Annotated in this window: 11 protein-coding genes and 1 pseudogene; 4 read left to right on the top strand and 8 right to left on the bottom strand. The window is 69.5% G+C overall.

Annotation, left to right across the window (positions count from 1 at the left end; all coding sequences use genetic code 11):
• Positions 1 to 16: 16 nt before the first annotated feature.
• Positions 17 to 562, bottom strand: coding sequence for a YbjN domain-containing protein (locus tag AB0D46_RS02180; protein WP_362875323.1), 546 nt, complete (start codon positions 560 to 562; stop codon positions 17 to 19).
• A 123-nt stretch (positions 563 to 685) separates the two neighbouring features.
• Positions 686 to 3283, bottom strand: coding sequence for an ATP-dependent chaperone ClpB (clpB, locus tag AB0D46_RS02175; RefSeq protein ID WP_362875322.1), 2598 nt, complete (start codon positions 3281 to 3283; stop codon positions 686 to 688).
• A gap of 157 nt (positions 3284 to 3440) precedes the next feature.
• Between clpB and AB0D46_RS02170 the strand changes: the two genes are divergently transcribed.
• Complete coding sequence (locus tag AB0D46_RS02170) at positions 3441 to 3845, top strand: TIGR03618 family F420-dependent PPOX class oxidoreductase (RefSeq protein WP_362875321.1); 405 nt, start codon at positions 3441 to 3443, stop codon at positions 3843 to 3845.
• A gap of 159 nt (positions 3846 to 4004) precedes the next feature.
• Here AB0D46_RS02170 and AB0D46_RS02165 read toward each other — a convergent pair whose 3' ends face one another.
• The gene (locus AB0D46_RS02165) at positions 4005 to 4319 is read right to left on the bottom strand and encodes a (2Fe-2S)-binding protein (RefSeq protein WP_281208138.1); all 315 of its coding nucleotides are present in this window, start codon (positions 4317 to 4319) and stop codon (positions 4005 to 4007) included.
• Positions 4319 to 4654 carry a hypothetical protein gene (locus AB0D46_RS02160; RefSeq protein ID WP_362875320.1) on the bottom strand — a complete coding sequence of 112 codons (336 nt, stop codon included), beginning with the start codon at positions 4652 to 4654 and terminating at the stop codon, positions 4319 to 4321. The genes AB0D46_RS02165 and AB0D46_RS02160 overlap by 1 nt, the downstream gene beginning before the upstream one ends.
• Positions 4655 to 4738: 84 nt before the next feature.
• Between AB0D46_RS02160 and AB0D46_RS02155 the strand changes: the two genes are divergently transcribed.
• Positions 4739 to 5779 carry a helix-turn-helix transcriptional regulator gene (locus AB0D46_RS02155; RefSeq protein WP_362875319.1) on the top strand — a complete coding sequence of 347 codons (1041 nt, stop codon included), beginning with the start codon at positions 4739 to 4741 and terminating at the stop codon, positions 5777 to 5779.
• A gap of 133 nt (positions 5780 to 5912) precedes the next feature.
• Here AB0D46_RS02155 and AB0D46_RS02150 read toward each other — a convergent pair whose 3' ends face one another.
• From AB0D46_RS02150 to dnaK, 4 genes are read right to left on the bottom strand one after another with little or no spacing between them, the layout of a single operon-like run.
• Positions 5913 to 6365 (bottom strand): helix-turn-helix domain-containing protein, encoded by a 453-nt coding sequence (locus AB0D46_RS02150; protein WP_362875318.1) that lies wholly within the window; start codon positions 6363 to 6365, stop codon positions 5913 to 5915.
• 1 nt (position 6366) lies between these two features.
• Positions 6367 to 7551, bottom strand: a complete 1185-nt coding sequence (dnaJ, locus tag AB0D46_RS02145; protein ID WP_362875317.1) for a molecular chaperone DnaJ — start codon at positions 7549 to 7551, stop codon at positions 6367 to 6369.
• Positions 7552 to 7590: 39 nt separating this feature from the next.
• A complete protein-coding gene (grpE, locus tag AB0D46_RS02140; RefSeq protein ID WP_362875316.1) occupies positions 7591 to 8259 on the bottom strand; it encodes a nucleotide exchange factor GrpE in 669 nt (222 codons plus the stop codon).
• On the bottom strand, positions 8259 to 10109 hold the full coding sequence (gene dnaK, locus AB0D46_RS02135) for a molecular chaperone DnaK (RefSeq protein WP_362875315.1): 1851 nt from the start codon (positions 10107 to 10109) through the stop codon (positions 8259 to 8261). Before dnaK ends, grpE begins: the two co-directional genes overlap by 1 nt.
• Positions 10110 to 10304: 195 nt before the next feature.
• Here dnaK and AB0D46_RS02130 point away from each other — a divergent pair, with 195 nt between their 5' ends.
• Together AB0D46_RS02130 and AB0D46_RS02125 are read left to right on the top strand one after the other, a co-directional pair.
• Positions 10305 to 10850, top strand: a complete 546-nt coding sequence (locus AB0D46_RS02130) for a sugar transferase (RefSeq protein ID WP_362875314.1) — start codon at positions 10305 to 10307, stop codon at positions 10848 to 10850.
• A gap of 110 nt (positions 10851 to 10960) precedes the next feature.
• Positions 10961 to 13177 (top strand): annotated as a pseudogene (locus AB0D46_RS02125) ((Fe-S)-binding protein); the annotation flags it as partial.
• Positions 13178 to 13313: the final 136 nt, after the last annotated feature.

Below are 13313 nucleotides of genomic sequence, written 5' to 3'. Positions count from 1 at the left end.
GCGCTGTGTCGGGCGACTAGTTGCCGTCGCCGTCCTCGGGCTTCTCCTCGCCCTCGGCGGAGTCGACTTCCTTCTCCAGACCGAGCTGCTCGAGGAGCCACTTGTCGAACTCGATGGAGGCGCGGACCCAGCTGACCGTGGAGGACACGAAGTGCTCCAGGTTCACGCCGGTGCCGATCAGCATCTGCGCCTCACCGATCAGGCGGACCGAGCCGTCGTCGTGGGTGTGGCTGTAGACCTTCGGCCACAGGGTGCGGCGGTTCCAGTCGTCGATGGACTCCAGCAGCTGCGGCTTGTCCTCGATCGCGTGGGGGCGGTCGTAGAAGGTCCGCACGGAGAAGACCTGCTGCTCGTCCTCGCCGCGGAACATGAAGTACGTGCGGAAGTCCTCCCACGGCGCCGCGAGGTCACCCTCGTCGTCGACGACGTACTTGAGCTCCATCTGCTCCAGGAGCTGCTTGACCAGGTCCTGGTCGGGGACGACGGGGCCCGCCGGTCCAGTGGCCTGCGGATCGGGCTGCTGCCCTCCGAAGTTCGGAATCGAGGCCGGGTCGATGCTCACCGTGTACTTCCCTTCGTGCGGATACAGCCATCCTCCACCATCGCGCCCACCCCGTGTCCACCCCTGCACCCGCGATCCGCTCCGGGCGGACAGGAGTAGGACCGGGGTAAGGGGCGGCGCCCCTTACAGGGCCCGTCCGACCAGCAGGTCTTCGCCGGACACGTCGACGCGTACGGTGTCCCCTTCCCGCACCTCGCCGGACAGGATCTCCTTGGCCAGCCGGTCCCCGATCGCGGTCTGGATCAGGCGGCGCAGCGGCCGGGCGCCGTACGCGGGGTCGTTGCCCTTGTCCGCGAGCCAGGCCAGCGCCTCGGGCGTGATGTCGAGGGTCAGCCGGCGGTCGGCGAGCCGCTGGGCGAGGCGTCCGATCTGGAGCTCGGCGATGTGGGCCAGCTCGTCCCTGCCGAGGGCGGAGAAGACCACCAGGTCGTCGAGCCGGTTGAGGAACTCGGGCTTGAAGGAGGCGCGGACCACGTCCAGGACGCGGGCCTTCTTGTCCTCCGCCGAGGTCGCCGGGTCCGTCAGGAACTGGCTGCCCAGGTTCGAGGTGAGGATGAGGATGGTGTTGCGGAAGTCCACGGTGCGGCCCTGGCCGTCCGTGAGCCGGCCGTCGTCCAGCACCTGGAGCAGGACGTCGAACACCTCCGGGTGCGCCTTCTCGACCTCGTCGAGCAGGACGACGCTGTACGGGCGGCGGCGAACGGCCTCGGTGAGCTGGCCGCCCTCCTCGTAGCCGACGTAGCCGGGCGGGGCGCCGACGAGGCGGGCCACGCTGTGCTTCTCGCCGTACTCCGACATGTCGATGCGGATCATGGCCCGCTCGTCGTCGAAGAGGAAGTCCGCGAGGGCCTTGGCCAGCTCGGTCTTGCCGACGCCGGTGGGGCCGAGGAAGAGGAAGGAGCCGGTCGGGCGGTCCGGGTCGGCGATGCCCGCGCGGGTGCGGCGCACGGCGTCGGAGACGGCCCCTACGGCCTCCTGCTGGCCGATCAGCCGGCGGCCCAGCTCGTCCTCCATGCGGAGCAGCTTCTGGGTCTCGCCCTCCAGCAGCCGACCGGCGGGGATGCCGGTCCAGGCGCCGACCACGTCGGCGATGTCGTCGGGGCCGACCTCGTCCTTGACCATGCTGTCCTTGGCGCCGCCGCCCTTGGACGCGGCCTCCTCCTCGGTGGCCTCGGCCAGCTCGCGCTCCAGCGCGGGGATCTCCCCGTAGAGCAGTTTGGAGGCGGAGTCGAAGTCCCCGTCGCGCTGGGCGCGCTCGGCCTGGCCGCGCAGGTCGTCCAGGCGTTCCTTGAGCTCGCCGACCTGGTTGAGGGACTTCTTCTCCTTCTCCCAGCGGACGGTGAGGCCCCGCAGGTCCTCCTCCTTGTCGGCCAGGTCCTTGCGCAGCCGCTCCAGGCGTTCGCGGGAGGCCGCGTCGGACTCGTTCTTCAGCGCCAGCTCCTCCATGCGCAGCCGGTCCACGGAGCGCTGGAGCTCGTCGATCTCGACGGGCGAGGAGTCGATCTCCATGCGCAGCCGGGACGCGGCCTCGTCGACGAGGTCGATGGCCTTGTCGGGGAGGAAGCGGGAGGTGATGTACCGGTCGGAGAGGGTGGCGGCGGCGACGAGGGCGCTGTCGTTGATGACGACCTTGTGGTGGGCCTCGTAGCGGCCCTTGAGCCCGCGCAGGATCGCGATGGTGTCCTCGACGCTGGGCTCGGCGACCAGCACCTGCTGGAAGCGGCGCTCCAGCGCGGGGTCCTTCTCGATGCGCTCGCGGTACTCGTCCAGCGTGGTCGCGCCGACCATGCGCAGTTCGCCGCGGGCCAGCATCGGCTTGAGCATGTTGCCGGCGTCCATGGCGGAGTCGCCGCCCGCGCCCGCCCCGACGACGGTGTGCAGCTCGTCGATGAAGGTGATGATCTGGCCGTCGCTCGACTTGATCTCCGCGAGCACGGTCTTGAGGCGCTCCTCGAACTCGCCCCGGTACTTGGCGCCGGCGACCATCGCGCCCAGGTCGAGGGAGACGAGGCGCTTGTTCTTCAGGGACTCGGGGACGTCGCCCTTGACGATGCGCTGGGCGAGGCCCTCGACGACGGCGGTCTTGCCGACGCCGGGCTCGCCGATGAGCACCGGGTTGTTCTTCGTCCGGCGCGACAGGACCTGGACGACGCGCCGGATCTCGTGGTCGCGGCCGATGACCGGGTCGAGCTTGCCCTCGCGGGCCGCGGCCGTGAAGTCCGTACCGAACTTCTCCAGGGCCTTGTACTGACCCTCGGGGTCGGGGCTGGTCACCCGCCGTCCTCCTCGTGCGTTCTGGAAGGCGGACAGCAGCTTCTTCGCGGTCGCGCCCTGGGCGGAAAGGACCTCACCGGCCGGTCCGCCCTTGGCGGCGACGGCGATGAGGAGGTGTTCGGTGGAGAGGTACTCGTCCCCGAGCCGGCCTGCCTCGGCGTCGGCCTCGGCCAGTACGGCGAGCAGGTCGCGGCTGGGCTGCGGGGGCGCGACGGTGGAACCCGTGACGCTGGGCAGGGCGGCCAGCAGGCGTTCGGCGCCGGCGCGGACGGCGGCCTGGTCGGCCTCGGTCGCGGCGAGCAGGTCGGTGACGTTCTCGTTGTCCTCGCCGGCGAGCAGCGCCAGCAGCAGGTGCGCGGGGGTCAGGTCGGCGTGACCGTCCTTGACGGCCCTGCTGGTGGCGGCGTTCAGGGCGGCACGGCTCTTGTTGGTCAGCTCGGCGTCCACTTGCGGCTTCTCCTCTCCGACGGGAATGACGGGGTACGTGGTCCGGGACGCGCCCCGGGGCCAACTCTGACAGATTCAGCGTCTGCAAAGTTGAGTCTATTCCACTCAAGCCTGAGCGCGGCCCCTATCGACCGTGCTTCGCACGTACTCTCGGCCCATGTCCCATGACGTACTCAACCCGACGTCCGAGTACCTCGCCTTCTGGCGGGAGCGGCACGTCTGCACCCTGACCACCCCGCGCCCCGACGGCACCCCGCACGTGGTGCCGGTGGGCGTGACGTACGACCCCGAGGCGGGGCTGGCCCGGGTGATCAGCAACAGGCACAGCAAGAAGGTGCGCAACATCCTGGCGTCGCCGGACGGGGCCGCGAGGGTGGCGGTGTGCCAGATGGAGGGGCGGCGCTGGGCCACCCTGGAGGGCCGGGCGGTGATCCGCGCCGACGAGGCGTCGGTCGCCGACGCCGTGGCGCGCTACGCGGAGCGCTACGGGAGGGTCCCCTCGCCCAACCCCGACCGGGTCGTCATGGAGATCACCCTCGACCGGGCCATGGGCCGGGCCTGAAGGACCGATGATCCGGTTGAACCGGTGGTCCGGTTCAGCCGATGGTCCGGTTCAACCACTGGACGCGGACATCACAACGGCGCCATCGTGGTCAGGTCCACGATGGCGCCGTTGTGTGGGGGAAGCGCCTGGGCGATCTGCAACGACGGGGGGATCGCGTCAGGCACTGCGGGGGGTGGCGGCGGTGATATCGGGTTCGAAGAGCTGGTGGTCGCGCTGATCGAGATTGACGAAGACCATGCCGTAGCGAACTTCGCAACGAACGGGCTGCGGTGCGCCCCGGGGGCGGCGCAGGCAGCGGTAGGCACGGACGTCCTCGTCCTCCTCGCGCACGACGACGATCGGCTGGCCGAACAGAGTGACCATCAACGAATCGCCGGTGTGGGGAATGGCGGTGGCGAGATCGATGAACTGCCATCCGGACCGATAGGCGGAGGCCATCTCGCGGCGGAAGTCGCGGTCGTCGGGGGTCATCAGAGCGCCTTCACGGGCACGATGTTCCAGCCGCTGTCCGGCTCTCCGGCGGGCCGGGTGTTCCAGCCGCTGTCGGGTTCACCGGCGGGTGTGTCGTTCCAGCCGCTGTCGGGTTCACCGGCGGGAGCGGCGTTCCAGCCGCTGTCGGCCGGCGCGACGTTCCAACCGCTGTCCGACTTACCCTTCGGCACGATATTCCAGCCGCTGTCACTGGCCAGTGCGTTCCCCGCATCGCCATTGACGGCGCTGACTGCCCCAAATACCGCAACAGCGGAGAAAACAACGGCAAGCGCCGAGCGAAGCATTCTCTTGTACATGGTCGGCTTCGTCCTCACTTGATGGAATCCTCTCCCCCGCACGTCAGACCATGGCTCATTCAGGCACGTTACGGCCACAGGGACGATGCATCATGTTCTTGCATGTTCAGGACCCTGGGGGGTGGAGATTTGCCCATAAACGACACAAACCCGACACATCCCCACCCCGTCACATCCATGTGCGACGAGGGGGCTCGACTTTACGCGGCGGCACTGAGCACCGGCCGGGTACCTCGTAGTGAGGTGGAAAACATCCCCTGCCTGCTCGAATTCGCTCTGCTGCGCCCCGACCCGGATGACGCGAACCAGCTCCGCGCGGTTCCCCCGGCGGTCGCCCTCGCCCAGCGCCTGCATCCCCTCGAGCGGGAGATCCAGGACCGTCGGCGCAGCGCGATCGACCTCACCGATGCATTCGAGCCGTTCCTCACCATCAGTGCGCAGAACCCCGCCAACACGCACGCGATCACCGTGCTGGAGGGATTCGACCAGATCAACGCCGCCCTCGACCTGGCGACGGCCGAGTGCCACACGGAGATGCTGACGGTCCAACCCGGCGGCGCCCGGCCGTCCTACGCCCTGACCGAGGCGCTGGAACGGGACGCCCCGCTCATCGACCGCGGCGTCAGCATCCGCACCCTCTACCAGCACACCGCGCGGCACAGCCAGGGCACGCTCGCCTACGTGGACCGCATCTCCACGGGCAAGGTCGAGATCCGCACCCTCGAAGAACTCATCGAGCGGCTGATCGTGTTCGACCGCACCGTGGCGTTCATCCCCGTCAGCGACGACCGCCGGGTCGCCCTGGAACTGCGCCACCCCGGACTGGTCGACTACCTCATCAAGGTCTTCGAGCAGCTGTGGCGGCGCGCCGTGCCGCTCAGCCAGGAAGTTACCTACACGCACCGGCCCGACGGCATCTCGGGCGTGCAGCGCTCCATCGCGCAGTTGCTGGTCGAGGGGCACGTGGACGAGGCGATCGCCCGGCGCCTGGGGATGAACGTACGGACCTGCCGCGCGCACATCGCCAAGCTGGCCACCGCCCTGGGCAGCGGCAGCCGCGCCCAGCTGGGCTTCCTCATCGCCCGCTCGGGCATCCTGCGCGACTCGACGGGCCCGCCGCCGCCCCCGCTGCCGGAGCTCTGAGGGGCCCCGGGCGGCGCTCCCCGACCCCGAGGGCTCCATCGGGACGGCATATGCCCCGGCGCACGCGGAAGGCCCCGCCGGGAGCGTTCCTGGAGGGGCCTTGCGCGGATGCGGGCCGGGCCGCGCCCGGCGTTCAGCTCAGCGGGCGCTTCGGGCCGGGCCGCCAGACGACCAGGGCACTGCCCGGCTGCGGAGCCTGGTACGGGACCAGGTCGCGCCGGTACGAGGCGTGCACCTGGGCCTCGCGGGCCTGGAGGGCGGCGGCCGCCCCGTCCACGGCCGAGGAGAGTTCGGCGACGCGCTGCTGGAGCGCGGCCACCTGGTTCTCCAGTTCGATGATCCGCTTGATGCCCGCGAGGTTGATGCCCTCGTCCTGGGACAGCGCCTGCACGGTGCGCAGGAGCTCGATGTCCCGGGCCGAATAACGCCGGCCGCGGCCGGCCGTACGGTCCGGGGAGACCAGGCCGAGGCGGTCGTACTGGCGGAGGGTCTGCGGATGCAGGCCCGAGAGCTGGGCGGCCACCGAGATCACGTAGACCGGGGTGTCGTCGGTCAGCTGGTAATGGATCCTTCGGCGGCCGTCCATCTCATGCTCCCTTCACCGACTCGAACAGCTCGGCGCGCGGGTCCTCGGGATCCGTCGCGTCGCGATACATCTCCAGGGCCTCGCGGGCCTTGTCGGACAGCTCCGTCGGGACCGTGACCTCCACCGTGACGAGGAGGTCGCCGCGAGTGCCGTCCTTGCGGACCGCGCCCTTGCCGCGGGCCCGCATCGTACGACCGCCGGGCGTGCCCGGGGGGAGTTTCAGGGTGACTGCCGGACCGTTCAGGGTCGGCACCTTGATCTCGGCGCCGAGGGCGGCCTCCGCGAAGGTCACCGGGACGGTCACCGTGAGGTTGTCGTCCTTGCGGCCGAACACCGGGTGACCGTCGACGTGGACCACCACGTAGAGGTCGCCCGCCGGACCGCCGCGCTCGCCCGGGGTGCCCTTGCCGCGCAGCCGGATCCGCTGGCCGTCGAAGACGCCCGCGGGGATCCTGACCTGCATCGTCCGCGAACTGCGGGCGCGCCCACTGCCCTTGCAGACGTCGCAGGGGGTCTCCGCGATGAGACCGCGGCCCTTGCAGTCCGCGCAGGGGTCGGTCAGCGAGAACCCGCCGCCGCTGCCCCGCGAGACCTGACCGGTGCCGACGCAGGTCGGGCACACCCGGGGGGTGCCGTTCTTGTCGCCGGTACCGGAACACGCCTTGCAGGGCGACTGCGAGGACATCCGCAGCGGGACGGTCGCGCCGTCCACGGCCTCCGTGAAGGAGAGCGTGACCTCCGACTCGATGTCCTGGCCGCGGCGCGGCTGGGTACGGGTGCCCGGACCCTGGCCGGTGCCGCGGTTGAACAGGCCGCCGAAGACGTCGCCCAGGCCGCCGCCGAAGCCGCCGCCCGGACCCCCCTGCGGCTGCTGGCCTCCGAAGAGGTCACCGAGGTCGAAGTTGAACGAACCGCCGGCGCCGCCGGGACCGGGGCGGAAGCCCCCGTTCCCGAACAGCGCGCGGGCCTCGTCGTACTCCTTGCGCTTCTTGGCGTCCCCGAGGATGTCGTTCGCCTCGGAGATCTCCTTGAAGCGCTCCTCGGCCGAGGTGTCGCCCTTGTTGGCGTCCGGGTGGAACTCGCGTGCGAGCTTCCGGTACGCCTTCTTGATCTCGGCCTCGGTCGCGTCCTTCGGGACACCGAGGACCTTGTAGTAGTCCTTCTCGACGAAGTCCTTCGTGCTCATCCCCGGTGGCCCTCCTCTCGGTTCCCTACATGGTGGACGTCAGCCCTTGTCGGGGGCATCCGTGTCCTTGTCGGACGGCGTGTCGCCGTCGGCGGACTCGGACTTGCCCGCGGGTGCCGCGCCCGGCTGGGGCTCGGCGACCGCGACCCGCGCGGGGCGGATCGTCCGCTCGCCGATCCGGTAGCCCGGCTGCAGGATCGCCACGCAGGTGTCCTCGGTGACGTCCGGCGCGTACGAGTGCATCAGGGCCTCGTGGATCGTCGGGTCGAAGGGCTCGCCCTCCTTGCCGAACTGCTGCAACCCCATCTTGGCGGCGGCGCTCTCCAGCGATTCGGACACCGACTTGAAGCCACCGACCAGTTCGCCGTGCTCCCGAGCCCGACCGATGTCGTCCAGGGTCGGGAGGAGCTCCGTGAGGAGGGACGCGACCGCGATCTCCTTGACGGCGATCCGGTCCCGCTCCACGCGACGGCGGTAGTTCTGGTACTCGGCCTGGAGCCGCTGGAGGTCCGCGGTGCGCTCGGAGAGCGCCGTACGGGCCTGGTCCAGCTGCGCCAGCAGGGCCACGTCAGCTGCTGCGGAGTCCCCGGCCGGGGCCGCGGCCTCCTCCTCGGAGGAGGCCGCGGCCTTCGACTCGGCGGCGTCGTCGGGCGTGCCGTCGGCGGGGACTTCGGGCTTCTCGTCGAATCCCGGGGTCTCCTCCGGCATCAGGCAGCGCCACCCTTCGGCTTCTCGTCGTCGACGATCTCGGCGTCGACGACGTCGTCGTCGGCCTTGGCCTGACCGGCGTCACCGGCGGCGGCGCCGCCGGCGGCCTGGGAGGCCTGGGCGTCGGCGTAGATGGCCTGGCCGAGCTTCTGGCTGACCGCGGCGAGCTTCTCCGTCGCCGTGCGGATCTCGGCGGCGTCGTCGCCCTTGAGCTTGTCCTTCAGCTCGGTGACGGCCGTCTCGACCTCGGTCTTGACGTCGGCCGGGACCTTCTCCGCGTTGTCCGCGAGGAACTTCTCCGTCTGGTAGACGAGCTGCTCGCCCTGGTTGCGGGACTCGGCCGCCTCCTTGCGACGGGAGTCCTCGTCCGCGTACTGCTCCGCTTCCTGGCGCATGCGGTCGACCTCGTCCTTGGCGAGCGAGGAGCCGCCGGTGACGGTCATCTTCTGCTCCTTGCCCGTGCCGAGGTCCTTGGCCGTGACGTGCATGATGCCGTTCGCGTCGATGTCGAAGGAGACCTCGATCTGCGGGATGCCACGGGGCGCCGGCGGCAGGCCGGTCAGCTCGAACATGCCGAGCTTCTTGTTGTACGCCGCGATCTCGCGCTCGCCCTGGTAGACCTGGATCTGCACGGACGGCTGGTTGTCCTCGGCCGTCGTGAAGATCTCGGACCGCTTGGTCGGGATCGTGGTGTTGCGCTCGATGAGCTTGGTCATGATGCCGCCCTTGGTTTCGATACCGAGGGACAGCGGGGTCACGTCGAGGAGCAGGACGTCCTTGACCTCACCCTTGAGGACACCGGCCTGGAGGGTCGCGCCTAGGGCGACGACCTCGTCCGGGTTGACGCCCTTGTTCGCGTCCTGACCGCCGGTGAGCTCCTTGACCAGCTCGGCGACGGCCGGCATGCGGGTGGAGCCGCCGACCAGGACCACGTGGTCGATCTCGGACAGCTGGATGCCGGCGTCCTTGATGACGTTGTGGAACGGGTTCTTGCAGCGGTCCAGGAGGTCCGCGGTGAGCTGCTGGAACTGGGCGCGCGTGAGCTTCTCGTCCAGGTGCAGCGGGCCCTCGGCGGAAGCCGTGATGTAGGGCAGGTTGATCGAGGTCTCCGTGGAGGAGGACAGCTCGATCTTCGCCTTCTCGGCGGCCTCGCGCAGGCGCTGGAGCGCCATCTTGTCCTTGGACAGGTCGACGCCGTGACCGTTGGCGAACTGCTTCACCAGGTAGTCGACGACGCGCTGGTCCCAGTCGTCACCACCGAGGTGGTTGTCACCGTTGGTGGCCTTCACCTCGACGACGCCGTCACCGATCTCCAGGAGCGACACGTCGAAGGTGCCGCCACCGAGGTCGAAGACGAGAATGGTCTGGTCGTCCTTGTCGAGGCCGTAGGCCAGGGCGGCGGCGGTCGGCTCGTTGACGATGCGCAGGACGTTCAGACCCGCGATCTCACCGGCCTCCTTCGTCGCCTGACGCTCGGAGTCGTTGAAGTAGGCCGGGACGGTGATGACCGCGTCCGTGACCTTCTCACCCAGGTAGGCCTCGGCGTCGCGCTTCAGCTTCTGCAGGATGAAGGCGCTCATCTGCTGCGGGTTGAAGTCCTTGCCATCCAGGTTGATCTTCCAGTCAGTGCCCATGTGGCGCTTGACGGAACGGATGGTCCGGTCCACGTTCGTGACCGCCTGGCGCTTGGCCACCTCGCCGACGAGGACCTCGCCGTTCTTGGCGAAGGCGACGACGGACGGCGTGGTCCTGGCGCCCTCGGCGTTGGTGATGACGGTGGGCTCGCCGCCTTCGAGAACGCTGACGACGGAGTTGGTGGTGCCCAGGTCGATGCCGACCGCACGTGCCATTTTGATTCCTCCAGCTGACTTGAGTGGAACAGGCTCAAGAATGCCCCACCTTCGCCCGTCCGTCAACAGAGCTGAGCCGAGGCGACTCAACCTTTAGGCCTTCCTTACGCGCAACCCGGCAGCCGCAGGGCCGTGCGGGGGACCGCCGCCGCGCGGCGCGCCGGGCGTGCGCGGGCCGTCCGGCACCGTGCTGGCATGCCTCTGCTCCTCACGCTCCCGGCCCGCCGGTCGGCACGGTGGACCCTGCCCGCCGGGCCGCCCGCCAAGCGGGTGCTCGACCTCGCCGGCGCGACGGCACTACTGGCGGTGACCGTCGTCCCGCTCCTGCTGACCGCCGCCCTGCTGTACGCGGCCGGCCGCGCGGACGTCCTCGTACGCACCCCGGCCGTCGGACTCGGCGGCCGATCCTTTCGCACCTGGCGGCTGCGCACCGCGAACGCCGGGCCGATCGGCGCGGCGGTCCGACGGTGCGCGCTGGACGGGCTGCCGCAGCTGCTCAATGTGGTGCGGGGTGAGATGTCCCTGGTCGGGCCGCGTCCACAAGACGGTACGGACCGACCGGATCGACTTCTCGTACGTCCGGGTATGACCGGATTGTGGCAGGTCAGCGCGCGTTCCGACCTCCCCTGGGAGGAGATGGACCTGCTCGACCGGCACTATGTGGAGAGCCATTGGCTGGGGATGGATCTCGCGATCCTCGCGCAGACCCCTCGGGCGGCCTACCGACAGAGGCAAGCCTGAGCGACACAGATCACCGCACGCTCGTCTACATTGCGGCGCGGGGAATGGGTAACCTCAAGCCTTGACTCAATAAGTTACCGCTTAGTAAGTCCCGCCCGAGGAGCCCTCCCATGCAACTCGCCGCGATCATCGTGTCGCTGGTTCTGACCGTGGTCGGCGTCGCGCTGCTCGCCCGAGCCGTGGCGCAGATCTACCGCTTCGTGAGGCTCGGCCAGCCGGTACCGGCGGGCAGCCGCACGGACCGCCCGAAGGATCGAACGCTCACCCTGGTCAGGGAGTTCCTCGGCCACAGCCGGATGAACCGCTGGGGCATCGTCGGCTTCGCGCACTGGTTCGTCGCGATCGGCTTCCTGACGCTGCCGCCGACCCTCGCCCAGGCGTACGGCCAGCTCTTCCAGGCCGACTGGACGCTGCCGATCATCGGCGGCTTCCTGCCGTTCGAGATGTACATCGAGTTCATCGGCCTGATGACCGTCGTCGGCATCCTCGTGCTGATCGCGATCCGACTGCTCAGCCTGCCCTCGCGGGCCGGTCGCAAGTCGCGCTTCACCGGCTCGAAGGCCTGGCAGGCGTACTTCGTCGAGTACATCATCCTCACGATCGGCCTCGCGATCCTCGCGCTGCGCGGCCTTGAGGGCGCGATCCACCACGTGGACTCGTACGACCCGGCGTACTTCGTCTCGTACCCGCTGGTGCTGGCCTTCAAGGGGCTCTCGCTCGGCGCGCTGCAGAACGCCATCTACTTCACCGCGATGATCAAGATCGGCACCTCGCTGATCTGGATGATCGTCGTCAGCCTCAACACCAACATGGGTGTCGCCTGGCACCGCTTCCTCGGCTTCCCGAACATCTGGTTCAAGCGGAACGCCGACGGCGCCGTCGCGCTGGGCGCGCTGCAGCCGATGACCAGCGGTGGCAAGGAGATCGACTTCGAGGACCCGGGCGAGGACGACTCCTTCGGCGTCTCCCAGGTCGAGCAGTTCTCCTGGAAGGGCATCCTCGACTTCTCCACCTGCACCGAGTGCGGCCGCTGCCAGTCGCAGTGCCCCGCCTGGAACACCGGCAAGCCGCTCTCCCCGAAGCTCCTGATCATGTCGCTGCGCGACCACGCGCACGCCAAGGCCCCGTACCTGCTCGCGGGCGGCGGCAAGGACATGGAGGGCAACGAGAAGGCCACGGCCGAGCAGCTCGCCGGCGTCCCGGCCGCCGCCCTCGCGGAGGCCGAGCGTCCGCTGATCGGCACCGCCGAGGAGAACGGCGTCATCGACCCGGACGTGCTGTGGTCCTGCACGACCTGCGGTGCGTGCGTCGAGCAGTGCCCCGTCGACATCGAGCACATCGACCACATCGTCGACATGCGCCGCTACCAGGTGATGATCGAGAGCGCGTTCCCGTCCGAGGCGGGAACGATGCTCAAGAACCTGGAGAAGAAGGGCAACCCCTGGGGTCTGGCCAAGAAGCAGCGCGTCGAGTGGACGAAGGAGGTCGACTTCGAGGTCCCGATCATCGGGAAGGACGCGGAGGACCTCTCCGAGTTCGACTACCTGTACTGGGTCGGCTGCGCGGGCGCGCTGGAGGACCGGGCGAAGAAGACCACGAAGGCCTTCGCCGAGCTGCTGAACATCGCGGGCGTCAAGTTCGCGATCATGGGCGGCGACGAGAAGTGCACCGGTGACTCCCCCCGCCGCCTGGGCAACGAGCCGCTGTTCCAGCAGCTCGGCCAGGAGAACGTCGCGATGCTGAACATGGCGTTCGGCGAGGACGACGACGACCCGTCGACGAAGAAGCCGAAGTCGGCGAAGCGGATCGTCTCGACCTGCCCGCACTGCTTCAACACCATCGCGAACGAGTACCCCCAGCTCGGCGGCGAGTACGAGGTCATCCACCACACGCAGCTGCTCCAGCACCTGATCGACGAGGGCCGGCTCACGCCGGTGACCCCGGTCGACGGCCTGGTCACGTACCACGACCCCTGCTACCTGGGCCGCCACAACAAGGTCTACACGCCGCCGCGCGAGATCATGTCGTCGGTGCCGGGCCTGCGGCAGCAGGAGATGCACCGCCACAAGGAGCGGGGCTTCTGCTGCGGCGCGGGTGGCGCGCGCATGTGGATGGAGGAGCGGATCGGCAAGCGCATCAACAACGAGCGCGTCGACGAGGCCCTGTCCCTGAACCCGGACATCGTCTCCACCGCCTGCCCGTTCTGCCTGGTGATGCTGACCGACTCGGTCAACGGCAAGAAGAACGACGGCCAGGCCAAGGAATCCGTCCAGGTCGTCGACGTGGCGCAGTTGCTGCTGGAGTCGGTCAAGGCCCCGGAGCCGACGGCGGAGGAACTCGCCGAGGCCGAGGCGCTGGCCGCGCGGGAGGCGGAGGCGGCGGAGGCCGCGGCTGCTGCTGCTGCTGCTGAGAAGGCTGAGGCCGAGGCGAAGGCGAAGGCCGAGGCGGAGGCGGAAGCCAAGG

Source organism: Streptomyces sp. NPDC048383 (genome assembly GCF_040651775.1).
GTDB lineage: Bacteria > Actinomycetota > Actinomycetes > Streptomycetales > Streptomycetaceae > Streptomyces.
This window is presented reverse-complemented; position numbering and strand designations above follow the sequence as displayed.

What these genes read in the sequence shown, in the direction of transcription:
- AB0D46_RS02170 (WP_362875321.1), top strand. Translation starts at nt 3,441, where the DNA reads ATGTCCCATGACGTACTCAACCCGACGTCCGAGTACCTCGCCTTCTGG.
- AB0D46_RS02165 (WP_281208138.1), bottom strand. Translation starts at nt 4,319, where the DNA reads ATGACCCCCGACGACCGCGACTTCCGCCGCGAGATGGCCTCCGCCTAT.
- AB0D46_RS02155 (WP_362875319.1), top strand. Translation starts at nt 4,739, where the DNA reads ATGTTCAGGACCCTGGGGGGTGGAGATTTGCCCATAAACGACACAAAC.
- AB0D46_RS02150 (WP_362875318.1), bottom strand. Translation starts at nt 6,365, where the DNA reads ATGGACGGCCGCCGAAGGATCCATTACCAGCTGACCGACGACACCCCG.
- dnaJ (WP_362875317.1), bottom strand. Translation starts at nt 7,551, where the DNA reads ATGAGCACGAAGGACTTCGTCGAGAAGGACTACTACAAGGTCCTCGGT.
- grpE (WP_362875316.1), bottom strand. Translation starts at nt 8,259, where the DNA reads ATGCCGGAGGAGACCCCGGGATTCGACGAGAAGCCCGAAGTCCCCGCC.
- dnaK (WP_362875315.1), bottom strand. Translation starts at nt 10,109, where the DNA reads ATGGCACGTGCGGTCGGCATCGACCTGGGCACCACCAACTCCGTCGTC.
- AB0D46_RS02130 (WP_362875314.1), top strand. Translation starts at nt 10,305, where the DNA reads ATGCCTCTGCTCCTCACGCTCCCGGCCCGCCGGTCGGCACGGTGGACC.